Here is a 25,610-nt window from a genome sequence, read left to right on the forward strand (position 1 = left end):
GGCCACGGCGCTGAACCTCGTCCTCATCATCCGAAGTCTTCCTCGAGGCTGCGCTGCTTGCGACCGAAAGCCGTCTTCGGTGCGTCCTCGCCGCTGCCCTTAGCGGTGCCCTCCTGGTCGTCGCCCCCGGTCAGCTCGCCGCCTGCGCCTGCCAACCCGGCACCCACGCCACCGGCGGGTACCTCGATGGCGAAGTCGGGATTGTCGCCACGCCCTCCGTAGCGCGACGTGTCCCAACCCTCCGCAACGGGGATGCTGTCCCGGTAGTGGCCGGCGCCACCAACGGCTCCTCCGCCAATTGCGCCACCTACGGCATTGACTAGAGCGTTCTTACCCCACTCAGGGTCTTCATTCGTCGTGAGGGCTGTATGCCCGTCCACAGCCAGGCCGCCGGCCACGTTGCCGACGACTCCACCCGCGACGTTCTCGGCAACGCTCTTGGTCAGTGCACTCGGCGGTGTGGCCATGCCATCCATGACCTTGGCGGCCTTGCCCGCTGCTGCGGCGCCGGCAGGGGTACCGGCAGCAGCGGCAAGCCCTCCCTGCCATGTTGCTTCCCACATCTTGGCCCCGTCGATGTCCTGGCCGGAGAGGCCGGCACCGAGCAGCGTGCCACCAGTGTTTCCAGCCCAGTTGACGAAGAACCCCGCAACCAGTTTGGTTGCCTTGCCGGCTTGTTGGTACGCGCGGATCGCAGCCGCGATGCGCCTGAGCAAAGCGCCAAGGCGAGCCGAGATACGAACCGCCTGAGCGGCGAGTCGCGTGACGTTCGCCGCGGCTGCACCGCCCGCGACACCAAAGCTCACAAATGACAACGCGACGCCGACGCCGATCGAGACACCGATTTCTGCATAGATCGCGTGGATCTCGTCGTTGACGGTCTCGATTTCATCGGCCACTTCATCGAGCTGCTTGGCGATGTCATCGTATTCTTCGACTCCGTCTTCGACAGCAGCTTTGAACTCGAGCCAGTGCTTACGGAATGCCTCCGCTGCTTCGCCACGCCACGTGTGACCGACGGTGTCTTCGACATTTCTGTCCAGAGCCTTGAGGAGGCCTTCCGGACCCGCCACATCCGCCTTCAACTGCCGCCAGGCCTTGGCAGCTTGCCTCAGTTCGTCAGGTCGACCGCCGGGATTGACGATCTCGAGCCCCAGCTCTACGAGCTCCTCAGCACCCGACTCGTTCCCACTCACCGATCTCCCCCAGCGCCCTTACCGAAGAGCACAGCCACATCTTCATCGGTCACTTCGGTGTTTCTGTTGACCTTCCTCAGCGCATCGGCGATTGCGTCCAGGTGGTCATGTACGGCTTTCATAGCAGCGGCCGCGGTGGTTGAGTACTCGATGTACGCGTTCCGGACCTCGTCCGATTCCGTGAGCAACCCAAACCCGTCAGAGATTGCCTCTTCGTCCGTTTCCTGTTCGAATTTCTTGAGGTAGGCACGCAGGTCGTATGCTTGGAGTTCGAACTTCTTACCGAGGCTCCTACCTACACCATCGGCGAAGTACGACGCATCGTCTGCCACTTTCTTCCCCCGGTTCCTAGGCGGCCTGCCCATCTTCTATATGGCGCACGCCACCTCACTGCGCGGCGTCTTCGACTAACTCACTGCACTTCACTTATTACTGTCAAGTCACGGGTGTGACTATTTAGAGCGTGGATATCAGGCCGCTTCCAGAAGGATGGCGCGTTCCAAGGGGATCCACTTGCGCTGGCGTCAAATTGAACGCGCACCCGTTGGATGACCGGGTGCGTCTCAGTTGCCACCGCTCACGATGGAGACTCCCTGCCTACTGCCCCTGATGAGGAGGTTGTTGGGAGTAGGGGTTCGGCTGCTGCGAACCCGGCGCGCCGTACTGCTGGTGACCCATAGGAGGCTGGGGCGGGTAACCCGTGCCCTGAACAGGTGTTCCACCACTGGGGCCGGAGCCACCGCTACCGCCGTTGCGGCGGCTGCGCACTACCGCGACGAGGATGCCGATGACGATCACGGCGCCTGCAATGCCGGCAATGAGGTAGGCACTCCCCGACGAGGACTCCTTCTCGTTCTTTGCGGCCTGATTCGTAGGGCCACCATCGGAAGCGGCACCAGAATTGGTGGACGTGGATGGGGCGGCTTGAGCCAGGGGGCCCTGCTTCGGCCCCTTTGGAATATCCATAGTCAACGCCTTGTACGGGCGGATGATGCCGTAACCGAGCTCCTCGTCAGGCCTCTTCTTGACATCTTGGTCAAGGAAAGTAGCCGACTTGACCATCCTGTTGATGACTTGGCCTGCGGTGAGGTCAGGGTACTTGGATCGGACCAGCGCAGCCGTCGCTGACACGTAGGCGGCAGCATCTGACGTGCCTGTCCCTTGTGCGTAGCCACTGGCCTCCGTGGAGTCAGCCTCGATGATGCTCACTCCAGGGGCTGCAAGCGTTACTCCTGGCCCAGTATTCGAGTCTGCCCAATGTTCCAGAGACTCATCGACTGCGCCGACGGCAACTACCCCTGGCAGCTTAGACGGATACGAAAGTTCCGCATTCCCTTCATTTCCGGTGGCGGCGACAACAACAACGTCATGATGCTGTGCATAGGCGATTGCCTTAGCACCCTCTGAGCCTGGCGTTGCGAGGGAATCACCGAAAGACAGATTGATTACGTCTGCACCCTGATCAACGGCAAATCGGACGCCTTTCGCCCATTCGTCATCGTCGAAATCGTCGCTCTCGGCGGCCTTAATCGGGAGGATTTTGGCCTTAGGCGCCAACCCGATCACGCCTGCTGAGTTGTTTTCTCCATGCCCGCGACCGGCAATAATGCTGGCCATCCCAGTACCGTGACCGGCGGTATCATTGTGGGCATTTCCGCCGCCTGCGGTGACATCTTTACCTTCTAGGACTTGGCCGACCAGGTCGGGGTGGTCTTTATCTACCCCCGTATCCACGACCGCGACGGTAACTCCCTGCCCCTGAGACTCGGACCATACCTTCTGGAAGTCGATGACGTCGATAACCCATTGTTTGTCTCGAACGTAATCCGCCGAAGCAATAGGAGCGGACGCGAGGAGCAAGGCTCCTGTCAATGCCACGACCCCAGTCGCGGACCAGACACGCTTGAAACCCAATTCCTTGCTCCTCACTCGCCGATGGCTGGGGCTCATGAGCCCCATGCGTGACCGAACGACAAGTCGTCCGGCCCTCCTACATGCTTACTCGATGGTCCGCGGCACGTTGCGGTTACGATCTTCTTCGGAGATCCAGGTCTCTTCATCCTCGACCAAGTAGTCGGGACGGTCACCCCTGTTGTTCTCGTCCTCGGAGCGTCGACCGCTTCGGCCGCCAAGGCCGCCGGCTCCGCCCGCCATGGCGCCACGCTGGGACCCGCCTCGACTCCCATGCAAACCTGCGCCGCCGCCGGCCCCTTTACCACTGGGACCCTTGGCCGCTCCAATAACACCGCCGCGGGCCTTCGCGAGGGCTCCACGGCCTCCGGCGCCAGCACCACCCCTACCAGCCGCACCGGTGCCCGCACCGCCCATGCCGCCCATACCCGCACGGCCTCCGGCACCTCGACCAGTTCCCGCGCCGCCGCCGGTCAAGCCGCCACGACCGCCAGCCATCCCAATGCCAGCTCTTCCAGCACTGCCGCGCCCCAACCCAGATGTGCCACCAGGGGCCACGATCCCCGGGCCCTGCGCTCCACCAGCGCCACCGCCACCGCCACCGGCGCCGATCCCGCCACTTCCCGTGCTAGGACCTGTACCGGTAAGGCCCGGAGAAATGCTGTCGACCTTTGTCCTGGCAGTCGGTAGCTGTGTGCCCCCCGTAACTCCCTGGTCACGCGGCACGGCAGGAGCAGGCTTGATGCTGGCAGTCGAGCCGGCGCTCCACGGCTTGTTGGTCATAGCACCCGGCTTCGGGCTACCAGCAGTGCCGCTTGGCACCGAGATCGGAGGAGGCATGCTCACGTCCATGTTCGGAGGAGAGACAGGATCCTTCTCGTTGTAGCGTCCGCCGCTTTTGAGGTTTTTTGTATAAACCTGGTAGTTGGCCGCCAGCTCCTCCATGACCGCCACAGCCTGGAGCCGTCGTTCCATCTGAAGCGACAGGCTCTTCTCGTTGGCGTCGGCGACAGTGCTTGCGCTCACGCCCGCAGCCAAGTCCTTCTTCATCTGAGCGTCATCGCGGCCGTTGTCGTTGAGCTTGTCGCCGGCGCGCTCAGCAAGAGAAGGCTCCTTGATGTCCTCCATCTTGGTCTTGGCGGCATCAAGGTCCTTGCTGATCGCGAACAGCTGCTCAGCAGTGAAGTTGGCGTGCGCGGCGCCGTTCCGGATCTGGACGGCGATTTCGTCAGCCCGACGCTTGAATGCCTGGGCAGCCTCACCTTCCCAGTGCTCAAGAACGTTGTCGACAGCTGTCTGCAGCATGCCGGCGACGCTGTCCTTGGAGGACACCTGGTCCACACCACCGGACTTGCCGTCGCCGTCCCCGCCGGACAGGACATTGTGAACCGACTTCCAGTGGCTTCCCGCCTCCGCCACCTTGCCCGGCTGGGAGTCGAGGATCATCTGGCGCAGGCCGTTGATCGAGTAGGAGATGAAGTCCGTCTTGAAGGACGAACGGTCAATCCCACCACCATTCTGCGCGACCTTGTCCGACTCAAGAAGGCGGTCGTGTTCTTTCTTCTGTTCTTCCTGCCTCTGTTTGGCCTGCGCTTCAGCGTACTGCTGGCTTGCCCGGTAATCTCCTGCTGCATCGGCCATGGTCCGCTCCCCTCGTTACTGATCTGCCTGGACCCGACTACTACGCGAGTTTCCCCTTCGCGGGGCTACCCGAGTTGTCCCCCACGCTCCGCTTGATCTCGTGCTCTTCGTCGTTGTACTTGTCTCGGACCTTCGAGGTCTTCGTACTGAAGTCGTCGATGAGCTCGTGAAGCTTCTTGATCATCTGCTCGATCTTGGCCTTCATCTCGCCCTGAGCCCCATGCAGGTCTCGAGCTTCGGTGAAGAAGCAAGACTGACCGAAGGCATCCATCGGGATTTCAGTGCTGTACTTCGACGTGGTGCCGGCCTTGTCCATGTCGTCCAGCAACCGCCACAGCTTTCGGATGACCTCGTCCAGCGCGCTGAGATCGACCCGCATTCCGTTACTCATACCCCGTTGTCCTCTCCCCTGTTGTCCAAGTCCTCGGCATCCCCGGATGCCTGCTCGTCGCCCGCCGTCTGCTCCGGCGCCCCCGTCCGGCTGCTCATCGCCCGGTCCGTCGGGTGCGCCAGTCCCGGACGGCTACGCCGCTGCCCGCGATCACCAGGGCCAGGGCCACTCCTGTGCCCAATACGTAGACGGCGGTGCGGCGTTCACGTTCTGCCTCGGTCTCCCCCATCGTCACAGCCATCGGGACGACACCGCCAGACCCCGCCTTCACCGGTGGGTCCGGTTCCGGGGTGGTGCCCGGGGTCGAGTCGTCCGAGAGGGCGGCCACCGGGTCGACGACGCCCCAGCCGATGAAGCCGTTGGGGCCGCGGCCCGGGCGCTGGGCCGTCTCCTCGATGCGGGTGGCGATCTGGGCCGCCTTCCACTCCGGGTGCTTCTCCTTCAGCAGGGCCGCCACACCGGCGACGTACGGCGCCGCGAAGCTTGTGCCGTCCGCGGTGCACTGGCCGCCGCCCGGGACGGTGGAGACCATGCCGACGCCGGGTGCGGCCACGTCCACGAAGTCGCCGGACTGTGAGAAGAAGGCCCGCTCGTCGTTGCGGTCGGAGGCGCCGACCGCCAGGACGCCGTCGTACGCGGCCGGGTAGGTGTCGGCGAACTTGCCGTCCGCTCCGTCGTTGCCGGCGGCCGCGACGATCAGGGCGCCCTTCCGCACGGCGGCGGCGACGCTGGTGCGCAGTTGGCCGTTGTCCTGCCTGTTCGCGGTGTCCGAGGAGATGTTGATGACGTCGGCCCCGGCGGCGACCGCGGCGTCGATCGCCTGGGACATCGTGCGGGAGTTGCCCTGCTTCTCCTGGCCGCCCGTGTAGCGGAAGGACAGGATGTCGGCGTCGGGGGCGAGGCCCACGAAGCCGGTGCCCTTCAGCGGGCGGGCGGCGATGATGCCCGCCACGCGTGTCCCGTGACCCTCGATGTCCCGGGCGGCGGAGCCGTCGACGTAGCTCTTGCCGCCGGTCACCGCCGCCGTAAGCTGACGGTTCCGCTTGTCCACGCCCGTGTCGATCACCGCGACCTTGACGCCCTTGCCGGTGGAGTGCTCCCACAGCTGGTCCAGGAGGATCCGCTGGAGCGACCAGGGCGTGGACTTGATGACGTCGCCACCGAACACGCACTCGGTGCTGGCCGTCAGACCGAAGTCCGGGCCGCCGTCGGACGCGGCCGCCGTCGGGGCGAACGGCGTCGCGGTGACGCAGACACCCGTCACCGCGAGCACGCCGAGGACCCGCTTCAGAGCGCGGGTTCCACTCGTGCGGCCACTCGTGCGGCTACGCGAACCGGCCTTGTGGCCCTCCACGTTCAGGCCCCTCATGTCCAGGCCCCCAGGGCTTCCTTGTCGACGGTGTCCCGGCCGCCGGCGCGTACGCCGCGCCGTCGGCCGATGTGAAGATTCGGCGGATTTACCGTGTGCGGTCCGGAAGGCGGTGTGAACGACCCCGGAGCAGAGGTCGGCCCAGCGGACGCCATGGCGTCGGCTGGGCCGAATCTCTTCATCCGATGTCCCCCGGCTCGCCGGCTGGCTCAGCTCCAGGTGGAGGCGTTGCTCTTCTCCGTGGCCTGGTAGTTCTCGGCGGCGCTCTGCAGGGCGGTGGAGATCTTCAGCAGGGTGGAGTGCAGGTCGGCGGCGGTCTGGTCCCACTCGCGCTGCTTGCGCTGGTAACCCTCCTGCGCCTCACCTTCCCAGGTGTTGGCGACACGCTTGACCGCGGCCTCGAGGTCGTCCAGCTGCTGCTTGATGCGGCCGGCCGTCGACTTCACGTCGGTGGACGCGTTGGTGATGGTTGCGTAATTGACGAGGATCGACATCGTCATTCCCTTTCAGGAAGATTCGGAGGAAAGTCGCTGGAAAGAGGGAGGAGCGGACGGGTCATGCCGGTGGACGGCACGACGCGCGAACCGGTCGGCTCGATCAGCCGAAGTCCGACATGATCTTGCTGATCTCGGAGTTCTGCTGCTCCTCGGACGCGGAGTAGTTGCTCCGCGTGGAGTCCACGGCTTCCTTGATGTCGTTGAGGATGTCGCTCATCTTCTTCGCGTCCGCGTTCCAGCGCTCCTGCAGCTGGCGGTAGGACTGGGCAGCCTGGCCCTTCCAGCCGCCCGCGATCTGGTCGATCACTCCGTTGAGGCGGCGGATCTCGCCCTGCAGCTGACCGTTGGCGGTGCTGATGTCGCTGGAGAGCTTGGTGAGTTCGTCCTCTGTTACCCGGAACTGGCCGGCCATGTGAACCTTCCCCCATGTCGTCGTTGGTCCGGGAAACCTGAAGCCGTTGCCCGGAGCTGCTTCGCACGCTTGAGCGCTGCAAACACTCTATCGTCAGCCTGTCACTCATCCACAGGCGAGGCCAATCAGTTACACGCCTCACACACATGGGCGACGAAGCTGTGACCCGTGCGTCGTCTTACCTCAAATGCCTTGGCAGAAAACGTTGTTGGGGCCGGAGGTCCGGCCCCCGTCCCGCGTCACTGGCTCTGCGGCTGCGCCGCGCCCGCCGTGTCGAGCGTCGGTCCCTTGGGGATGAACGTCGCCCACGTCTGCGGCACGACCGCGGGCTGGTTGAGGTCCTCGTAACCCAGCCGGGTACGGGCCTTGTCCGTCTCGCTCGCCTCGCCCTGGGACGAGCCGCCGCCGGTCGACGCGGCCGGGTTCTGCGCCTCGCTGTCGTTGCCCTTCGGCAGGGAGTACCGCAGGCCCGTGTCCGTCAGCAGATACGTGGCACCGCCGCCTGCGGCCGTACCGGCGACCTCCTGGAACAGCAGGCCGGAGCCGGAGGAGACGTACGCGCTCAGCGAGTCGGTGATGACCTTCTTGGGGTAGTCGGCCCCGGCCCACGCCGCCAGGCTCGGCTTGCGGTCGGCGCCGAACGCGCCCTTGTAGACGCTGCAGGACGTCCTGGCCGCCGCACCCGTCGTCGGGTTGGCGCTGTTGGCCTGCCGGGGAACGATCTCGGGCCAGCCCCTGTCGGCGTAGAAGCGGTCGGCGCGGCCGCCGTTGGCCTCGATGACGACGCGGGTGTCGACCTTCAGGGCGCCGTTCTCGTCGCGGGCCACGAGCAGGGCTGCGACGAACGGCGAGACGGCGGCGACCTTGTCCTTCAGGACGATGTAGAACTGCTCGCCCTGGGCGTCCCGGGCCCGCAGCACCTGACCGATCGTGCCCGCCTCGGCGGGGAGCCCCTGGACGGCGGTCCGGCCGCCTGCGCCGGGCACGACGGGGAAGGTGATGTCCCCGCCGTCGTTGAGGGTGTTGAGCCATTCCTGGCTCACCGGCTGCGGGTCGGTGGTGGCGCTGCTGCCGATGACGGCGGACCGCAACTGCTCCATCGAGGTCTCGTCGAGGCCGGACTTCCCGCCGAGCAGGAAGCGGTTCCCCTTGCTGTCGACCAGGTACTCGGCCTTGGTCCTGCTGTCGGTGACGTACAGGGCCTCGCGGGGGTCCACCTTCCCGGCGTTCCCAAGGGACTTGGCGTCGCTGTCGTCGAAGACGAACACCGCGCGGTCGATGGCCGCCTTGGAGCCCGGCGCCGGACGCTCGCACACCGCCCAGGTCTTGGTCTTCTCGGCGTCCTCCTTGGAGGGGAGGCGGTCGGGCGCGTACGGGATGCCGATGGTCGCGCCGTGCCGGATGCCGCTCTTGTCGATCTCCTTGCCGGGGACCTCGAGGACGCTTCCCTTGCCCTTGTCCAGCAGCAGCTTCGCGGACGCGTAGTTGAGAACCGGGTGGAGGACCTTCTCGACCTTGCTGTCCTTGGGGTTGGGGTCGAGGACCACGTACCGCGTCGTGGAGTCGCTGTCGACGATGATGTACTCGCCGGGGGTGTCCCAGCCCTTGGGAGCGGTGGGCTTGATCACGCCCCACGCGATGAAGCCGATGACCAGGACCACTCCGACGGCGAGGCTCGGCATCACCGTGCGCACGGGCCGCGGGGCGCCTTCCTCCGAGCCGCCCGGCGACGGCGCCAGGAAGGCCGCGACGGTGCGCTTGCGAGCGAACGTGTAGGCGGCGAGCTCGTCCCGACGCTTTGCCATGGTCCCCGTATCTCCCGTTCGGTGATGCTTCGATCGCGCTCGAAGAGGCCGCGACGGCCGTGCAGGGACCTACTATGCCCTGCGCCGCCCGCCGACGATCCCTCAGGTGTGGACAGGCCCCGGCATCTTCACAGAGCTTGCCCACAGCCCTCCACCACGCGGGCGCGGACCATGACAGGCTGGCCGTTCGGGGCCCGGGTGTCGTCCGTGGGTCCGGGTGTCCCCTGTGTCGCCCGGGGTGCCGCAGCGGGTACCGTGAGCCACCCGCATGGATGGTGTGGGCCGATGAAGCCCCTGGCCCGGCGCCGGGATCCGGGACAGCGGTTCCCGCCCGCCCGACGGCCACTACTTCGCGAAAGGGATGTCCCGGGGGATGAGCAGCGCTACGAGCACTCGGCGCGGACGCCGCGCACCGCAGCAACCGGGAGGCCCGGACGGCAGACGTACGCCCGCCCCGTCCCCCGCTCCCTCCGCCGCCTCGCCGCGTACGCTGCCCCGCCCGGGCGGGCTCGGTCCGGTCCGTCTGCAGCAGCTGATCCTGGTGGAGCTGGCGGTGGCCGTCATGGTCGCCGCCTGGGCCGCCGGGACGTCCTGGCTGCTGGCCCCGGCCGGTGCCGTGGCCGCACTGCTGCTGCTCCTCGCGGTGCTGCGCCGCGGCCGCCGTCCGCTGCCGGAGTGGTACGAGACGACGCGCGCCCTGCGGCAGCGCCGGCGGGACGCCAAACTGCCCGTGCCGCCGGGGACGGACGCCATGCTGGTGCCGGTCGTCGAGTGCGATCCGGCCCTGCGGACGTACGCGTTCGTGTCCCGTGACGATCGCTCGATCGGGATGATCGGCGACGGCACGTTCCTGACGGCCGTGCTCTTCGTGCAGCCCGGCGACCAGCCGCTGCGGCCCGGAGCGGGCGAACGGCAGCTGCCGCTGAAGCTGGTCCAGGACGCCCTGGAGGTCGACGGGATCCGGCTGGCCTCCGTGCAGGTCGTGCAGCACACCCAGCCGGCGCCCGCCCCGCATCTGCCGTCGCAGTCGCTCGCCGCGCGGTCCTACGGCCCGCTCCAGGCGCAGTCCGGTTCGCCTGCGCTGCGGCTCACCTGGGTGGCCCTCAAGCTGGACCCGGAGCTGTGCCCGGAGGCGGTGAAGGCGCGCGGGGACGGTGTCCCGGGGACGCAGCGCGCCCTGCTGCGGGTGGCGGACCAACTGGCGAGCCGGCTGGCCGGCGCGGGCTTCAAGGCGACGATCCTCGACGAGACCGAACTGGTGCAGGCGCTCGCGACGTCGAGCTGCCTGAACCCGCGCGCCAACCAGCAGCACGGCCAGGACGGGCGCACCCAGCGCCGTACGGTCGAGGCGGTGCGCACCTGGCGGGTCGACGACCGGTGGCACACGACGTACTGGGTGTCCCGCTGGCCGCAGTTGGGCCCCGGCGGGGTGGCGCTGCCGGAGCTGGTGACGCGGTTCACCTCGTTGCCGGTGCTGGCCACGACGTTCAGCATGACCCTGAGCAAGGCGGGCAACCGGGGTGTCGCCCTCACCGGGCACATCCGTGTCACCGCGCGCGGTGACGACGAACTCGGCCAGGTGGGCCGGGAGTTGGAGCGGGCCGCGAGCGCCGCGAAGGTCGGCCTGGTCCGCCTCGACCGGGAGCAGGTCCCCGGAGCCCTCGCCACTCTGCCGCTCGGAGGTACCTACTGATGTCCCAGCCCGCTCCGACCATGCCCCCGGGACAGCAGGGCCGCGCCCCCGGCACCCCGGCCCATGTGGCCTCCCCGACCGACACCGGCATGATCCCGATCATCCGGCAGCCGGAGGCGCCGCAGCGTCAACGGCGCATCTTCAGCCCGGGGTTCGGGCTGCGCGGCCCGCGCCGCAACCGTCATGTGGTGACCGTCGACGAGCTCGCGGCCATCAGCATGCCGATCGGTGACGACGGTGTGCTCATCGGGACCGACGCCGAGTCGCAGCCGGCGGTGCTCGGCCTCGCCCGTCCCACCCCGTTCGACGTCGTGCTCGTAGGCGGTCTGTGGCTGGCGCAGGTGCTGGCGCTGCGGGCCGCCGCGACCGGCGCGCGTGTGGGTGTGGAGACCGGACGTCCGCAGGCCTGGCAGCAGTTGGCCCAGGCGGCCGGCGGCGGTCAGCAGTGTGTGACGGTCTATCCGGTGGGCCGGGTGCCCGCGCAGGGCCCGTCCGTGTCCAGCCCGGTCGTGCTGATCCGGGACTGCGGTATCCGTCCGCCGCGCGGGCGGGTGACGTCGGTGCCGTGGCAGTCCGTGGTGACGGTGCTGCCGTTCGTCAGCGAGCACGCGCCGCGCTGGCTGGCGCAGGCGCACCTCGTGGGCATCCAGCGCATCTCGCCGTACGAGACCGAGTCCGTGAAGGACACCCTGGGCATCCCGGAGGAGCACCTTCAGCATCTTCCGACGCTGCACGACGGTGTCGCGCTGTGGTGTACGCGCAAGCACCAGAAGTTCGTGATGACCGAGCCGACCGACGCGGAGACGGGGCTGCTCGGTGTGGCCCGCCGGATGGACTGAGCCGTCGTCGGTGCCGGGCCGGGTGTGAACGGGGCGGGGTCGTCGGGGACTTGTGCCGGGGTGTGCCGGTCGCTCGTTTGAGGGGCCGGCGGTCAGGTCCCTCCGGGCCCGGAGACCCCTTCCGTCCACGCAGTCCGGGCTATAGCGTCCGCGCACATGGGGCCTTTTCCGTCCCGCCGAGCGAGTGATTAGGCTTCTGGTGGTGCGGTGACGATCGCAGTCGCGGGGGACTCGCCACTCGGTCCGCCCGGCCGCGACGACGACACGCTCAGCAGCAGTGGCTGACCAGGAGGCAAGCAGTGAACAGGGATCGGTCCGAGTACAACGGCGGGAGCCCTTCCTCGGACGGGGACGATCACGAGGTGGATCTGACGGGCGAGTTCGAGATCGTCTACACACCTCCCGCCTGGTATGCCCAGAGCACGCAGGGTGGCTCCTCGCCGAGCGGTCAGCAGGAGGCCGAGCGGGCGGCACCGCCGCCGCCGACCGGCCCACCCGTCGGGACGCCCACGGGTCCGCCCGGCACGGGCCCCGCACCGGCCCAGAGCACTCCGGCCGCGCCGCAGCAGGGACAGACCGCGGGTGGCTACGGCTTCCCCCAGCAGCAGTCCGTCCCGGGCGCGGCCCCCGCGTCCGGCGCGTACGGCTACCCCCAGCAGCAGCCCGGGCCGCCGGCGCCGCAGCAGAGCCAGGACACCTCCGGCGGATTCGGCACGCCTCAGCCGAACACCCCCGGCGGCTACGGCTACCCCCAGCAGCCCCCCACCCCCGCACCCCAGCAGGCCCAGGACACCTCCGGCGGATTCGGCACGCCTCAGCCGAACACCCCCGGCGGCTACGGCTACCCCCAGCAGCCCGCCACCCCCGCACCCCAGCAGGCCCAGGACACCTCCGACGGTTACCAGGCGCCCCAGCAGGCGACGCCCGCCGCGCCCGCGACTCCGCCCGCCGCACCGGCCGCCCCCTCCGTTCCCCCGGCCGCGCCCGGTTTCCCGGTGCTGCGCCCGGTCGACGAGAGCACCCAGACCCCTGCCGCGCCCGAGCCACCCGCCCCCGTCCCCCCGGTGACGGAGGCGCCCGAGGCCGAGCGGTCCGAGTCCGAGCCGGAGCTCAACCACGCCGCCGCCGACGCCGAGGCGGCCCGCCTGTTCGGCGGGGACGACGACGAGCCGGAGGCCGAGCGGGACGCCGAGCCGGAGGCCGGCACCGCGTCCGGCGCGGCCGACGACACCGCCCAGGCCGACCCCGACCCGGCTCGGCCCGAGCCCGCCGCACAGCCCGAGCCCGAGGTACAGCCCGACGCCGCCTCGGCCACCCCGGAGGCGGCGCCCGCCGCCGAGCCGGAAGCGCAGCCCGCCGCGCCCGAGCAGCCGCAGGCCCCGCCCGCCGGCCAGGCCCCCATGCCGCCGCACGCCCAGCCCGGCGCCCCCGCGCAGCCGCCCGCGGCTCCGGGTGAGCAGCCGCACGCCCAGCCCGCAGGACAGCAGCAGCCCGGCCAGCCGCTTCCGCCGCTGCCCCAGGGCTTCGTGCCCGCGCACCCCCAGCCGGGCGCGCCGCAGCCGGGCGTACCGCAGCCGCCCGCCCAGGGCGCCCCGCAGGCTCCCGGCTACGGCTATCCGCAGCAGCCCGGCCAGCCGCAGCCCCATCCGCAACAGCCGCCGGTCCAGGGCGGGTTCGGCCCGGCCCAGCCGCAGCCGGCGCCGGGCCAGCCCGGCCAGCCCGTGGACCCGCGCCAGGCGCACCAGCCCGCCCAGCCGGCCCAGCCGTACGGCTACCCGCAGCAGCCCGGCCAGCCGCAGCCCCAACCCCAGCAGCAGGCACCGCAGCCGGGCCAGCCCCAGCCCTACGGCTATCCGCAGCAGCCGGGTCAGCCGCAGCCCGGTTACGGCTACCCGCAGCAGCAGCCGGGCTACGGCTACCCCCAGCAGCCCGGCCAGCCCGCGCAGCCCCAGCAGCCCGCCGCGCAGCAGCCCCCCGCCCAGCCGCAGCCTCAGCCGCAGGCCCCGCAGGCTCCACAGACCCCCGCCGCCTACGGCAATCAGGGCGGCTGGCAGGCGCCGCCCGGGCCGCAGGCCGGTCCGGGTGCTCCACAGCAGCAGCAGGCCGCACCCGGCACACCGCTCGGCTACAACGCCGCCGTGGAGCTGTCGTCCGACCGTCTGCTGCGCAACCAGCCGAAGGCCCGCAAGAACAACCAGGGTCCGTCCCGGTTCAAGCTCGGCGCCAAGAAGGAGCAGGCGGAGCGGGAGCGCAAGCTCGGTCTGATCCGGACGCCGGTGATGTCCTGCTACCGGATCGCGGTCATCAGCCTCAAGGGCGGTGTCGGCAAGACCACGACGACCATGTCGCTGGGCGCCACGCTGGCCACCGAGCGGCAGGACAAGATCCTTGCGATCGACGCCAACCCGGACGCCGGCACGCTCGGGCGACGGGTGCGGCGCGAGACGGGTGCGACGATCCGCGACCTCGTGCAGGCGATCCCGCAGCTCAACAGCTACATGGACATCCGCCGCTTCACCTCGCAGGCGCCCTCCGGTCTGGAGATCATCGCCAACGACGTGGACCCGGCCGTCTCCACCACGTTCAACGACCAGGACTACCGCAGCGCGCTGGACGTGCTGGGGCGGCAGTACCCGATCATCCTCACGGACTCGGGCACCGGTCTCCTCTACAGCGCCATGCGGGGCGTGCTGGACCTCGCCGACCAGCTGATCATCATCTCCACCCCGTCGGTGGACGGTGCGAGCAGCGCCTCGACGACGCTCGACTGGCTGTCGGCGAACGGCTTCGCGGATCTCGTGCAGCGGTCGGTCACCGTGATCTCGGGTGTCCGTGAGACCGGCAAGATGATCAAGGTGGACGACATCGTCGCGCACTTCGAGACCCGCTGCCGCGGTGTCGTCGTGATCCCCTTCGACGAGCACCTCGCCGCGGGTGCCGAGGTGGACCTCGACATGATGCGTCCCAAGACGCGTGAGGCGTACTTCGACCTCGCCGCCCTGATCGCCGAGGACATCGCGCGGACCCAGCAGGGCTTCGGCAACCCGCATCTGCAGTACCAGCACCCGCAGCAGCAGGGCTACCCGCAGCAGCCCGGCCAGCCGCAGCCCCAGCAGCCGTACGCCCAGCCCGGTGGTGCCCCGCAGCCCGGGCAGGGCTGGCAGCAGGCGCCGCAGCAGCCGGCGCCGGGTCAGGAGTGGCAGCAGCAGGCCCCGCCGCCGCAGGAACCGCAGCAGGGACAGCAGGGCGTAGTGCCGCCCGGCTGGACCCAGCAGTAGCGGGCGGGAGCGCGAGAACGGCGGAGGGCCGGCACCGTACGGGTGGCGGGCCCACCCCCGCCCCAACCAAGTAACCGGGGACGGCCGGGCCCCCGCCCCAACACCGTTTCCGGGGAAGGCCGGGGGGGGGCCGGCACCGTACGGGTGCCGGCCCTCCGCCGTCCGAAGCAGAGATCCGGGTCAGGCCGGTCCGCCGTCCGAAGCAGAGATCCGGGTCAGGCCGGTGCGTCGGCCGCCGCGATCAGTTCCCGGCAGCGCTGCACGTCCCGGGCCATGGCCTCCAGGAGCGCGTCCAGCGAGTCGAACTTCTCCTGGCCGCGCACGAAGGCGAGGAAGTCCACCGCCACGTGCAGCCCGTACAGGTCGAGTCCGACGCGGTCGATGGCGTACGCCTCCACCGTGCGCTCGGTGCCGTCGAACTGCGGGTTGGTGCCGACGGAGACGGCGGCCGGCATCACCTCGCCCTGGGCGTGCAGCCAGCCGGCGTAGACGCCGTCGGCGGGGATGGCGGTGTGCGGCAGGGTCTCCACGTTGGCGGTGGGGAAGCCGAGCTCGCGGCCGCGCTGGGCGCCGCGCACGACGACGCCCTCCACCCGGTGCGGGCGTCCCAGGATCTCGGCGGCCCCGGCGACGTCGCCCTCGGCGACCAGACGGCGGGTCAGGGTCGAGGAGAACGGCTCGCCGCCGCCCGCCTCACCGCTGACGAACAGGTCGACGACCTCGACCTCGTAGTCGTAGGTCTCGCCCTGCTCGGCGAGGAACTCGACGTTCCCGGCGGCGCGGTGCCCGAAGCGGAAGTTGGGGCCCTCGACGACCGCCTTGGCGTGCAGCTTGTCGACGAGGACCTTGACGACGAACTCGGCCGGCGACAGCTTCGAGAACTCGGTCGTGAACGGCAGGACCAGCACCGCGTCCACGCCCAGTTCGGCCATCAGCTCGGCGCGCCGGTGGTGCGGGGCGAGCAGGGGCGGGTGGCTGCCGGGGCGGACGACCTCGCTGGGGTGCGGGTCGAAGGTGACGACGACGGCCGGGACGCCCAGCTCCCGGGCGCGGTCCACGGCGTGCCGGATGATCAGCTGGTGTCCGCGGTGGACTCCGTCGTAGGAACCGATGGTGACGACGCTGCGCCCCCAGTCCTGGGGGATGTCCTCCAAGCCACGCCAGCGCTGCACTGTGCCTGCTCCTTGTCGCAAACTCGTCGAACCGGTGTCCGTCATTGCCCAAACGGTCTTACGCAGGTCTAAGGGTGCCATGCCGACGGCCCCCGGCCCGCATCGGCATGGGCGCTGTGACGGGGTGCACTGTGCCGGCGCGGTGCTCAGACGGGGACCCGGACGCCCGCCAGGTTCTCGATCATGCGGCGGGTGCTGGGGCCGACGACGGCCGCCCAGTCCCGTGGGGTGCCGGTGAGCCAGCCGGCGACCCGCGCGGCGAAGCCGGGAACCTCCCGGGCGAGGCCGGCCAGGCCCCGGTCGAAGCGGGCGGCGCCGTCCGGGGTGCGGACGAGCAGCAGCCCGGTGTGGTGGACGAGGTCGCGCAGGGTGTCGTCCGCCGCGCCGCCCGTCGTGCGGACGGCGGCGTGCAGCAGGGCCTCGAGCACGGCGGGCGCCTGTTCCCGGGTGAGCAGGAAGTCCAGGAGTTCCCGGCGCAGTCCCCGGGAGGCGGGGGTGCCGGGGGCGGCGAGGACGGTGGCGAGGGCGGCCCGCACCTGTTCGGGGCCGCCGTCGAGGAGGCCGGTGACGAGTGGGAAGAGGACGGCCCGGGCGCCGGGTCCCTGGTCGAGGGACCGGTCGACGTAGGCGGCGACGTCGGTGGCGGTCTCGGGGTGCCGCCGTACCGCGTCCCCGACGAGGCCGGCGACCTTGCGGGCGAGGCCGGGCGCGGTGACGTCGGCGAGGGAGCGCAGCACGGCGCCGGTGCCGGGCCGCTCGAGGCGGGCGCGGAAGGCCTCCAGGACCGGTTCGGGGTGGGTGGAAAGGGCGGCGACGAGGGCGCTGGGCGGGAACTGCGGGTCGGCGGACGTGAAGTGCGCGAGGGCCTGCGGGAGGTGGCGGGCGCGGGTGCGGGGGTCGCGGACGAGGAGGGCGAGGGCGCCGCCGTGCAGGGCGCTGTCGGCGGGGCGGGCGAGCAGCGCGAGGGCGGCGTAGCGCAGCAGCGCGCGGTCGGCCTCGGTGTGGACGTGGGGTGCGGCGCGCAGCCCGTGGGCGAGGGCGGCGACGCGCCGGGCGGGGCGTTCGTCGTGGGCCCAGCGGTCCACGGCCCGGCAGACGGCGGAGGGCTCCTCCTCGGCGAGCGCGCCGAGGAGTTCGTCGGCGCGGGGGTGGGCGCTGGCCACGAGGGTCTCGGTGAGGTCGTCGAGGGCGCGGTGGCGGTGGGTGTGGAGCAGGGCCTGGGCGGCGAGGGCGACGGTCGCGTGCGGGGTGGCGGGCAGCGGCCGGTCGTCGTCGAACCAGCGGGTGAGCCGGGGCTGTACGACGGTGGGGTCGGCGGCGAGGAGGCGGGCGACGGCGTCCAGGTAGCGGGGCGGCCGAGGTCCCTCGGTGTCGTCGAGGGGGCCGTCGGCGGGGACGAGGCGGCGCAGCAGGTCGAGGCGTTCGGTGTCCGGGAGGGGCAGCGCGGTCCAGAAGGCGGGGCCGAGGTCGGCGGGCGCGGGGTGCCCCTGGCGGCGCCAGGCCACGATCCGGTCGGCGGTCAGCCGCAGGACGTCCAGATAGGGCGTGGCGTCGGGGACCCGCAGCAGGGTCTCGGTGAGCAGCCGGGCCGCCCACCAGTCGGTGCGGTCGGCGTCGAGCGCGTCGGAGAGCCGCGCGAGCCGGTCGCCGAGCCGGCCGGTGCCGTGGAGGCGTGGGAGGAGCAGGAGGGCCTGGAGGACGGGGCCGATGCGGTGGTGCGGTACGGGCGGGGCGGGGTGGTCCGTGACGCCGGTGGGTCCGGGGCGGAGCAGGGCGCGCAGGGCCTCGTCGAGGTCGAGGTGGAGGCCCTGGAGCCAGTCGGCGAGTTCCTCGTGGGCGAAGCGGTAGCCGTCGCCGGCCGGGACGAGGAGTCCTTCGGTGAGGACGGCGCCGGCCCAGCCGGTGGTGCCGCCGAGCCAGCGGGGCGCGGGGCCCCAGGGGAACACCGCTTCGAACGTGGGCCGGTCCAGTTCGCCCTGGCCGGTGCCGAGGCTGCGCCGGGCGGCCTCGTGGACCTGGCCGGCGACCCGGGCGGCGAGCCGGCGGACGGCGGTGCCGCGCAGGCCGTTCTCGGCGGCGAGGCGGACGGCGACGCGCAGGCACATCAGGTCGAGGTGGGCGGAGAGGACGTCGTGCCGGTCGGCCCGGTGGGGTGCGGGCGCACCGGGCAGGGCCGCGCTCACCTCCGCGAGGAGGCGGAGGGTCAGGGGGTGGCGGGCGTCGGCGTCGGTGAGGGCGTCGTCGGGGATGCCGTGGCGGGTGCGGGCCTGCCGGGCCTCTTCCGTGGTGAGGTCGCCGAGGGGGAGGCAGGGCGGCACGGGTGCGTGGGGCGGGTGGCCCATGGGCGTGTGCAGCAGGTCCTCGGGGAATCCGGCGCCGGCGGTCTCCCAGTACTCGGTCCGGCAGGCCACCACCAGCCGGGCGCCGTGGGCGCGCAGCCAGCGCGCGGTGGCGCCGGTCCACTCGGCGAGGCGGTCCGCGGCGGCGGGCGGTGACTCCTCGGGGCCGTCGAGCAGGAGCAGCAGGGGGCGCCCGGCGTCACGGGCGAGGCGGGCGAGGCGCTCGGGGGTGAGGTCGGCGGCGAGGTCGGCGTCGGCGGAGGCGGCGACGATGCGCGCGGCACGGTCGAGTGCCCGGCGCGCGGCGTCGGCGACGCAGGTGTCGCCGCTCGCCAGGTCGGCGCCGCGCAGCCACAGGGTGGGCGCCGGGTCGGGCCCGTGGGTGCGCCGGGCGGCGAGCCCCGCGAGTTCTGTCGTACGGCCGCTGCCGGGCGGTCCGACGAGGCCGAGCACGGCGGCCGGGCCCGTGAGGAAGGCGTCGAACTCGGCGGTGACGGCGGCCCGTTGGACAGGAGCCCCCTGTGACCCGGAAGGTGGGGCGTCCTGGGCGACCTGGGTGGCCGTCAGTTCCAGCACTCCGGCGAGGTTCAGGTCGGCGCCGTGGGCGGGGACCGTCGCGGCGTTGCCGGCGAGAAGGGCGGCGAGCGGGCCGTCGGGGGCGGGCCGCAGGGGCGCGGCGAGCACGGCGTCGCTGTGGGCGGACTGCAGGGCGGTGCCGAGGACGCCGAGGACGGCGCCGGTCGCGGCGTCGAGCACGGGTCCCCCGGCGGCGCCTCCGCCGAGCCGCAGGGCGTCGCGGCCCGCGGTGCCGATGGCGAGCTCGAGGACGCCGTCGAGGGCGTGGGGGCGGTCGGTCGCCGTGCGGGTGGCGGGGCTGGCGTCGAGGACGCGGGCCTGCCGCCAGCCGCCGGCCGGGATGTGCACGTAGGTGCCGGTCCCGGTGTGGTCCCGCACGGTCACCGGGAGGGGGTCGACGCCCAGCCCTTCGGTGCGGACGAGGGCGAGGCCCCGCTCGGGCAGCGGGGTCACCGCGGCGGCGGTCACCGCGCAGCTGCGGCTGCCTGAGGCGGTGTGGACGACGAGCCGGGACAGCCCGTCGACGACTTCGTGCGCGGTGACGACCGTGCCGTGGTGGTCGGCGAGGAAGCCGAGGCCGCGGGGCCGTCCGGCCGGGTCGTGCACGCGGACCAGGGCGTCGTCCCGAAGGAGGGGACCCGGTACGTCGGTCTCCGGGTCCGGCCGGCGGTGTGCGTGCCGGGGGCGGCCGTCGTCGTGGGGCCGCTCGCAGCGTGCCCGGTGGGACGCGGTGGCCCCGTCGGGCTGCTCCGGGCCGTCGCCCGTCCCCCGTGTCCCGTCCGTGTCCGCCGCCCGCGGGCCCCGTCCCGCCATCGTCGAACCTCCCCGCCCCGCACCCGCACGCTCGTCGCCCACCCTGTCGCTTCGACGGTAGGCGGCACATGATCAGCGGGACAGGTCTCGTGCCGAACGCGCCCCCTTGCACCCCCTCGGTTCACTCCGAGCGCCTGCCCGGACGGGTGAACAGGCGGGGGTGGGTGGATAACCCTAGGGGTGGGGGAACCGAGGGGGGACCGTGGAGCGGCGGGCGCAGGACGACCCCGTGACCGCCGCTCCACGGGCAGGCACCCGTGCCGTGCGGGCGCTCAGCCGAACACGGCGAGGCTCTTGGCCTTGCCCTTGTGCTCCTCGACGAGTGCGAGGAAGCGGCCGTCGGCGTCGAAGACCCCGACGGCTCCGGCACCGGTGTACTCGTCGGGCATGTCGAGGCGCACGCCGTTCGTGAGCAGCCGGGCGCGCCGGGCGTCGATCTCCCAGCGGGGGAAGGCGGCCGTGGCGGCCTCGGCGATCGGCATGACCGTGAGCTCCTGCTGGAGCTGGTCGAGCGTCCGCGCGGCGTCCAGTTTGTACGGCCCGACGCGGGTGCGGCGCAGGGCCGTGAGGTGCCCGCCGACGCCCAGGTCGGCACCGAGGTCGCGGGCGAGGGCCCGGATGTAGGTGCCGGAGGAGCAGACGACGGAGACGACCAGGTCGAGGACGGGGGTGCCGTCGTCGGCGACGGCGTCGCGCAGGTCGTACACGGAGAAGGACGACACGGTGACCGGGCGGGCCGGGATCTCGAAGTCCTCGCCCTCGCGGGCCCGCTTGTAGGAGCGCACGCCGTCGATCTTGATGGCGCTGACCTTGGACGGGACCTGCATGATGTCGCCGGTCAGCTTGGCGATCCCGGCGTCGACGGCGGCGCGGGTGACCTTCGAGGCGTCCGTGGACCCCGTGATCTCGCCCTCGGCGTCGTCCGTGACCGTGGTCTGGCCCAGGCGGATCGTGCCCAGGTACTCCTTCTCGGTCAGGGCCAGATGACCGAGCAGCTTGGTCGCCTTCTCGACGCCGAGGACGAGGACACCCGTGGCCATCGGGTCGAGGGTGCCGGCGTGCCCGACCCGGCGGGTGCGGGCGATGCCGCGCATCTTGGCGACCACGTCGTGCGACGTGAAGCCCGACGGCTTGTCGACGATGACAAGGCCGTCGGGCGTGGTGTTCTTCTGCGTCATTCCGCGGTGTCGCCGTCCGTCTCGTCCTCGGAGCCCGGCTTGCGGTACGGGTCCGCCTCACCGGCGTACCGGGCGCCCGCGGAGGCCTCGCGGACCTTCTCGTCGGACTGGCGCGCCTTGTCGAGGAGGTCCTCGATGGTCTTGGCGGTGTCCGGCAGGGCGTCGGCGACGAAGGTGAGGGTCGGGGTGAACTTCACCCCGGCGGCCCGGCCGACCTCGGACCGCAGGACGCCCTTGGCGCTCTCCAGACCGGCCGCCGCGGCCGCCCGCTCCTCGTCGTCGCCGTACACCGTGTAGAAGACGGTCGCCTCCCGCAGGTCACCCGTGACGCGGGTGTCCGTGATGGTGACGTGCGAGCCGAGCCGCGGGTCCTTGATCCCGCGCTGCAGCTTCTGGGCCACCACCTCTCGGATGAGGTCCGCCAGCCTCTTGGCACGCGCGTTGTCGGCCACTGGTCCGTCTCCTTAAGTGCTTACGTTGTGCTTCAGTCTTCGTCGCTGTGGAGCCTGCGTCGAACCGAGAGCAGTTCCACCTCGGGGCGTCCGGCGACCAGCCGCTCGCAGCGGTCCAGTACGCCGGTGAGGTGTCCCATGTCCCCGGAGACCACCGCGAGGCCGATCCCGGCCCGGCGGTGGAGGTTCTGGTGGTCCGTCTCGGCCACGCTCACCGCGTACTTGCGCTGGAGCTCGGCCACGATGGGACGGACGAGGGAGCGTTTCTCCTTGAGCGAGTGGACGTCGCCGAGGAGCAGGTCGAAGGACAGAGTCCCCACATACATAGGTGTCCGGATGTCCCGCCGGTTCGGGGTACGGGCGCCAGGCTCGGCGCCGATACGGGAACCGTACACGCAACGGCCGGGGCCGATCGACGGAGTTTCCCTTCCGGGAACTCGCGCCGACCGGCCCCGATCGCGTGCTGGGATCAGACGCGCGGCTTCTCGCGCATCTCGTACGTCGCGATGACGTCGTCGACCTTGATGTCGTTGAAGTTTCCGAGGTTGATACCACCCTCGTAGCCTTCGCGGATCTCGGTGACGTCGTCCTTGAAGCGACGCAGACCCTCGATGTTGAGGTTCTCCGCGATGACCTTGCCGTCGCGGAGGAGGCGCGCCTTGGTGTTGCGCTTGACCTCGCCGGAGCGGATGAGGACACCCGCGATGTTGCCCAGCTTGGACGAGCGGAAGACCTCGCGGATCTCCGCCGTACCGAGCTCGACCTCTTCGTACTCCGGCTTGAGCATGCCCTTGAGGGCCGCCTCGATCTCCTCGATCGCCTGGTAGATGACCGAGTAGTACCGGACGTCCACGCCCTCGCGCTCCGCCATCTGCTGCGCACGGCCGGCTGCCCGGACGTTGAAGCCGATGACGATGGCGTCGGAGCCCATGGCCAGGTCGATGTCGGACTCCGTGACCGCACCGACGCCGCGGTGCAGGACGCGGATGTCGACCTCTTCGCCGACGTCCAGCTGGAGCAGCGAGGACTCGAGGGCCTCGACCGAACCGGAAGCGTCACCCTTGATGATCAGGTTCAGCTGCTGGACCTCGCCGGCCTTGAGCACCTTGTCCAGGTCCTCCAGCGACACGCGGCGCGTGCGCTTGGCGAACGCGGCGTTGCGCTCACGGGCGGCGCGCTTCTCCGCGATCTGGCGGGCCGTACGGTCCTCCTCGACCACGAGGAAGTTGTCACCGGCACCCGGGACGTTGGTGAGGCCGAGGACCTGCACCGGCGTCGAGGGACCGGCCTCGGCGACGTTGTTGCCGTTGTCGTCGAGCATGGCGCGCACCCGGCCGTAGGCGTCGCCCACGACCATCGTGTCGCCGACCCGCAGCGTGCCGCGCTGGACGAGGACCGTCGCCACGGCACCGCGGCCGCGGTCGAGACGGGACTCGATCGAGATGCCCTGCGCGTCCTGGTTCGGGTTGGCCCGCAGGTCGAGCGAGGCGTCCGCCGTGAGGATCACGGCCTCCAGCAGGGAGTCGATGTGCAGACCCTGCTTGGCGGAGATGTCGACGAACATAGTGTCGCCGCCGTACTCCTCGGCCACCAGCCCGTACTCGGTGAGCTGACCGCGCACCTTGGTCGGGTCGGCGCCCTCGACGTCGATCTTGTTGACCGCGACGACAATCGGGACCTCGGCCGCCTTGGCGTGGTTGAGCGCCTCGACCGTCTGCGGCATGACGCCGTCGTTGGCCGCGACGACCAGGATCGCGATGTCGGTCGACTTCGCACCACGGGCACGCATGGCGGTGAACGCCTCGTGACCCGGGGTGTCGATGAAGGTGATCTTGCGCTCTTCGTCGTTGACCTCGGTCGCGACCTGGTAGGCACCGATGTGCTGGGTGATGCCGCCGGCCTCGCCCGCGATGACGTTCGTCTTGCGGATGGCGTCGAGCAGTCGGGTCTTTCCGTGGTCGACGTGACCCATGACGGTGACGACCGGCGGGCGGACCACCAGGTCCTCCTCGTCGCCCTCGTCCTCGCCGAACTCGATGTCGAAGGACTCGAGCAGCTCGCGGTCCTCCTCCTCCGGGCTGACGATCTGAACGGTGTAGTTCATCTCGTCCGCGAGGAGCTGGAGCGTCTCGTCGGAGACGGACTGGGTCGCGGTGACCATCTCGCCGAGGTTCATCATGACCGCGACGAGCGACGCCGGGTTGGCGTTGATCTTCTCCGCGAAGTCGGTGAGCGACGCACCGCGCGACAGGCGAATCGACTCGCCGTTGCCGCGAGGCAGCATCACACCGCCGACCGACGGGGCCTGCATGGCCTCGTACTCCTGGCGCCTCTGCCGCTTCGACTTGCGGCCACGACGCGCGGGACCACCGGGACGGCCGAAGGCGCCCTGCGTGCCACCGCGGCCACCGGGACCGCCGGGACGGCCACCGAAGCCGGGACGGCCGCCGCCACCACCGGGACCGCCGGGACGGCCGGCGAAGCCGCCGCCACCGCCACCGGGACCGCCGGGACGACCGGCGAAGCCGCCGCCGCCACCCGGACGGCCGGCGAAGCCGCCGCCACCCGGACGACCGCCGCCACCACCGGGACGACCGCCGCCACCGGGGCCACGGCCACCGGGACCGCCACCGCCGGGACGCGGGCCCGCGGCGGGACGCTGCGGCATCATGCCCGGGTTCGGACGCGGGCCACCGGGACGGGGGCCGCCGCCCTGCGGACGGGGCATGCCGCCCGGCGTGGGACGCGGACCGCCCGGAGCCTGCGGACGGGGACCGCCCGCGGCGCCCTGGGGACGGGGACCGCCCTGACCCTGGCCCTGCGGACGCGGGGCGCCGCCGGGGGCACCGGGGCCACCCGGACGCGGGGCACCGCCGGGACGGGGCGTCTGCGGACGCGCCATGCCGGTGGAGCCGCCGGAGGTGAAGGGGTTGTTGCCCGGACGGGGACCGGCCGGACGGGCGCCGGGACGCGGCGCCTGGCCGCCCGGACGCGGGGCGCCGGGACGCTCACCGCGGCCCTGGCCGCCCTGCTGGCCGCCGGGACGCGGAGCACCCGGACGCGGGGCCTGGCCACCCGGACGCGGGGCGCCCGGACGGGTGCCGGAGCCCTGGCCCTGCGAGGCCGCCGGAGCGGCGGGCGCCGACGGGGGCGCCGTGAACTCGGGCGTGGTCGGAGCCGGGGACGCCGGGGCGGGCCGCGGCGCGGGCTTCGGGCCCGGGGTGGGACGGGGGCCGGAGGAGGCCGGCGCGGCGGGAGCCGCGGGCTTCTCGGCGGCCGGCTTCGGGGCCGGCGGGCGCGGGGCTGCCGGACGGGCGGCCTGCGCGGGAGAGGGGGCACCCGGCTTCGCCGGGGCAGCCTTGCGTGCGGCGGGCTTGCCGCCGCCGTTGCCCTGCTGGAGGGCGTCCGTCAGTTTGCGGACTACGGGCGCTTCGATGGTCGAAGACGCCGAACGGACGAATTCACCGAGTTCTTGGAGCTTGGCCATGACGACCTTGCTCTCGACGCCGAACTCCTTGGCGAGTTCGTATACCCGGACCTTAGCCACTTCGCTCCTTTTAGGTCCGGGTTGCGGCCGGACCGTCGCTACTTCATGGGCGTACTCATCGCGTACTCATCGAGTGCTCATCGCAATCTCGACCTACTTCCGACTCGCGAGGTACCAGGGCCGCACGGGGTTCCGCGCGACGCTTCTTACGGTGTTGCCTGCTCGGCAACTGTCGTCTGCTCGACGTACCGGCGCAACGCCTTTGTGTCGAGCGCTCCCGGGGCGCGCAACGCCCTCGTGAACGCCCGGCGGCGTGTCGCCTGGTCGAGACAGACCAGGGCGGGGTGTACATACGCACCCCGGCCGGGCAGCGTACCGCGAGGATCGGGGACGCACTCGTCCTCGATCGCCACGATCCGCAGCAGATCAGCCTTGGCCGCTCGCTCCCGGCACCCCACACAGGTGCGCTCAGGGCATGCGCGGACGCGTGTCCGGCCAGACACTGTTAAGTCTACCTCCCCGTACCGACCTCACCCCTTTGGGGCAGGATTCGAACAGTTG

19 protein-coding genes are annotated in these 25,610 nt (G+C 71.2%); 3 read left to right on the forward strand and 16 right to left on the reverse strand.

All coding sequences use genetic code 11. From position 1 onward, the window contains the following. Nucleotides 1-26 precede the first annotated feature (26 nt). The 9 genes from ACFV46_RS09770 to eccB all read right to left on the reverse strand — a co-directional run bounded on the left by ACFV46_RS09770 (nt 27) and on the right by eccB (nt 9,222). Nucleotides 27-1,196, reverse strand: coding sequence for a WXG100 family type VII secretion target (locus ACFV46_RS09770; RefSeq protein ID WP_385497693.1), 1,170 nt, complete (start codon nt 1,194-1,196; stop codon nt 27-29). Next, a complete protein-coding gene (locus ACFV46_RS09775) occupies nt 1,193-1,561 on the reverse strand; it encodes a hypothetical protein (protein WP_385497694.1) in 369 nt (122 codons plus the stop codon). The genes ACFV46_RS09770 and ACFV46_RS09775 overlap by 4 nt, the downstream gene beginning before the upstream one ends. 232 nt (nt 1,562-1,793) lie before the next feature. Continuing rightward, nucleotides 1,794-3,074 carry a type VII secretion-associated serine protease mycosin gene (gene mycP, locus ACFV46_RS09780; RefSeq protein WP_385497695.1) on the reverse strand — a complete coding sequence of 427 codons (1,281 nt, stop codon included), beginning with the start codon at nt 3,072-3,074 and terminating at the stop codon, nt 1,794-1,796. A gap of 120 nt (nt 3,075-3,194) precedes the next feature. Further along, nucleotides 3,195-4,748 carry a hypothetical protein gene (locus ACFV46_RS09785; RefSeq protein ID WP_385497696.1) on the reverse strand — a complete coding sequence of 518 codons (1,554 nt, stop codon included), beginning with the start codon at nt 4,746-4,748 and terminating at the stop codon, nt 3,195-3,197. 40 nt (nt 4,749-4,788) lie between these two features. Continuing rightward, nucleotides 4,789-5,139, reverse strand: a complete 351-nt coding sequence (locus tag ACFV46_RS09790) for a hypothetical protein (RefSeq protein ID WP_361927230.1) — start codon at nt 5,137-5,139, stop codon at nt 4,789-4,791. A gap of 94 nt (nt 5,140-5,233) precedes the next feature. Beyond that, the gene (gene mycP / locus ACFV46_RS09795) at nt 5,234-6,508 is read right to left on the reverse strand and encodes a type VII secretion-associated serine protease mycosin (RefSeq protein ID WP_385497697.1); all 1,275 of its coding nucleotides are present in this window, start codon (nt 6,506-6,508) and stop codon (nt 5,234-5,236) included. 209 nt (nt 6,509-6,717) lie between these two features. Beyond that, complete coding sequence (locus ACFV46_RS09800) at nt 6,718-7,008, reverse strand: WXG100 family type VII secretion target (protein ID WP_361927226.1); 291 nt, start codon at nt 7,006-7,008, stop codon at nt 6,718-6,720. 97 nt (nt 7,009-7,105) lie between these two features. After that, nucleotides 7,106-7,417 (reverse strand): WXG100 family type VII secretion target, encoded by a 312-nt coding sequence (locus tag ACFV46_RS09805; protein WP_055623214.1) that lies wholly within the window; start codon nt 7,415-7,417, stop codon nt 7,106-7,108. A gap of 239 nt (nt 7,418-7,656) precedes the next feature. After that, on the reverse strand, nt 7,657-9,222 hold the full coding sequence (gene eccB, locus ACFV46_RS09810; RefSeq protein ID WP_361927223.1) for a type VII secretion protein EccB: 1,566 nt from the start codon (nt 9,220-9,222) through the stop codon (nt 7,657-7,659). Nucleotides 9,223-9,595: 373 nt separating this feature from the next. On the opposite strand from eccB, the gene eccE reads away from it, so the two are divergent. From eccE to ACFV46_RS09825, 3 genes are all read left to right on the forward strand, one after another. After that, nucleotides 9,596-10,915 (forward strand): type VII secretion protein EccE, encoded by a 1,320-nt coding sequence (gene eccE / locus ACFV46_RS09815; protein ID WP_361927220.1) that lies wholly within the window; start codon nt 9,596-9,598, stop codon nt 10,913-10,915. Beyond that, nucleotides 10,915-11,754, forward strand: coding sequence for a hypothetical protein (locus tag ACFV46_RS09820; protein ID WP_151786169.1), 840 nt, complete (start codon nt 10,915-10,917; stop codon nt 11,752-11,754). Before eccE ends, ACFV46_RS09820 begins: the two co-directional genes overlap by 1 nt. Before the next feature lie 299 nt (nt 11,755-12,053). Next, nucleotides 12,054-15,032, forward strand: coding sequence for an SCO5717 family growth-regulating ATPase (locus tag ACFV46_RS09825; RefSeq protein ID WP_385497698.1), 2,979 nt, complete (start codon nt 12,054-12,056; stop codon nt 15,030-15,032). Between the two features lie 215 nt (nt 15,033-15,247). Here the strand turns inward: ACFV46_RS09825 and ACFV46_RS09830 are convergent, their stop codons facing one another. From ACFV46_RS09830 to ACFV46_RS09860, 7 genes are all read right to left on the reverse strand, one after another. Then, the gene (locus ACFV46_RS09830) at nt 15,248-16,204 is read right to left on the reverse strand and encodes a bifunctional riboflavin kinase/FAD synthetase (RefSeq protein WP_361927215.1); all 957 of its coding nucleotides are present in this window, start codon (nt 16,202-16,204) and stop codon (nt 15,248-15,250) included. Between the two features lie 146 nt (nt 16,205-16,350). Beyond that, nucleotides 16,351-19,932 carry a trypsin-like peptidase domain-containing protein gene (locus ACFV46_RS09835; RefSeq protein ID WP_385497699.1) on the reverse strand — a complete coding sequence of 1,194 codons (3,582 nt, stop codon included), beginning with the start codon at nt 19,930-19,932 and terminating at the stop codon, nt 16,351-16,353. A gap of 272 nt (nt 19,933-20,204) precedes the next feature. Next, nucleotides 20,205-21,110: a tRNA pseudouridine(55) synthase TruB gene (gene truB, locus ACFV46_RS09840; protein ID WP_385497700.1), complete on the reverse strand. Its 906-nt coding sequence runs from the start codon at nt 21,108-21,110 to the stop codon at nt 20,205-20,207. Next, nucleotides 21,107-21,562 carry a 30S ribosome-binding factor RbfA gene (rbfA, locus tag ACFV46_RS09845; protein ID WP_108708958.1) on the reverse strand — a complete coding sequence of 152 codons (456 nt, stop codon included), beginning with the start codon at nt 21,560-21,562 and terminating at the stop codon, nt 21,107-21,109. The genes truB and rbfA overlap by 4 nt, the downstream gene beginning before the upstream one ends. Before the next feature lie 32 nt (nt 21,563-21,594). Then, nucleotides 21,595-21,888: a DUF503 domain-containing protein gene (locus tag ACFV46_RS09850; protein WP_062669224.1), complete on the reverse strand. Its 294-nt coding sequence runs from the start codon at nt 21,886-21,888 to the stop codon at nt 21,595-21,597. A 143-nt stretch (nt 21,889-22,031) separates the two neighbouring features. Then, entirely contained in the window at nt 22,032-25,109 is a 3,078-nt protein-coding gene (gene infB / locus ACFV46_RS09855; protein WP_361927207.1) for a translation initiation factor IF-2, read from the reverse strand. Nucleotides 25,110-25,255: 146 nt separating this feature from the next. Next, entirely contained in the window at nt 25,256-25,552 is a 297-nt protein-coding gene (locus ACFV46_RS09860) for a YlxR family protein (protein ID WP_376727331.1), read from the reverse strand. Nucleotides 25,553-25,610: the final 58 nt, after the last annotated feature.

The sequence above is a fragment of the Streptomyces sp. NPDC059852 genome (genome assembly GCF_042731455.1).
Classification (GTDB): Bacteria; Actinomycetota; Actinomycetes; order Streptomycetales; family Streptomycetaceae; genus Streptomyces.

Excerpts from the sequence above, each read along its gene's own strand:
- ACFV46_RS09775 (WP_385497694.1), bottom strand. The coding sequence starts at position 1,561 with ATGGGCAGGCCGCCTAGGAACCGGGGGAAGAAAGTGGCAGACGATGCG.
- ACFV46_RS09785 (WP_385497696.1), bottom strand. The coding sequence starts at position 4,748 with ATGGCCGATGCAGCAGGAGATTACCGGGCAAGCCAGCAGTACGCTGAA.
- ACFV46_RS09790 (WP_361927230.1), bottom strand. The coding sequence starts at position 5,139 with ATGAGTAACGGAATGCGGGTCGATCTCAGCGCGCTGGACGAGGTCATC.
- mycP (WP_385497697.1), bottom strand. The coding sequence starts at position 6,508 with ATGAGGGGCCTGAACGTGGAGGGCCACAAGGCCGGTTCGCGTAGCCGC.
- ACFV46_RS09800 (WP_361927226.1), bottom strand. The coding sequence starts at position 7,008 with ATGACGATGTCGATCCTCGTCAATTACGCAACCATCACCAACGCGTCC.
- ACFV46_RS09805 (WP_055623214.1), bottom strand. The coding sequence starts at position 7,417 with ATGGCCGGCCAGTTCCGGGTAACAGAGGACGAACTCACCAAGCTCTCC.
- eccB (WP_361927223.1), bottom strand. The coding sequence starts at position 9,222 with ATGGCAAAGCGTCGGGACGAGCTCGCCGCCTACACGTTCGCTCGCAAG.
- eccE (WP_361927220.1), top strand. The coding sequence starts at position 9,596 with ATGAGCAGCGCTACGAGCACTCGGCGCGGACGCCGCGCACCGCAGCAA.
- ACFV46_RS09820 (WP_151786169.1), top strand. The coding sequence starts at position 10,915 with ATGTCCCAGCCCGCTCCGACCATGCCCCCGGGACAGCAGGGCCGCGCC.
- ACFV46_RS09835 (WP_385497699.1), bottom strand. The coding sequence starts at position 19,932 with ATGGCGGGACGGGGCCCGCGGGCGGCGGACACGGACGGGACACGGGGG.
- truB (WP_385497700.1), bottom strand. The coding sequence starts at position 21,110 with ATGACGCAGAAGAACACCACGCCCGACGGCCTTGTCATCGTCGACAAG.
- ACFV46_RS09850 (WP_062669224.1), bottom strand. The coding sequence starts at position 21,888 with ATGTATGTGGGGACTCTGTCCTTCGACCTGCTCCTCGGCGACGTCCAC.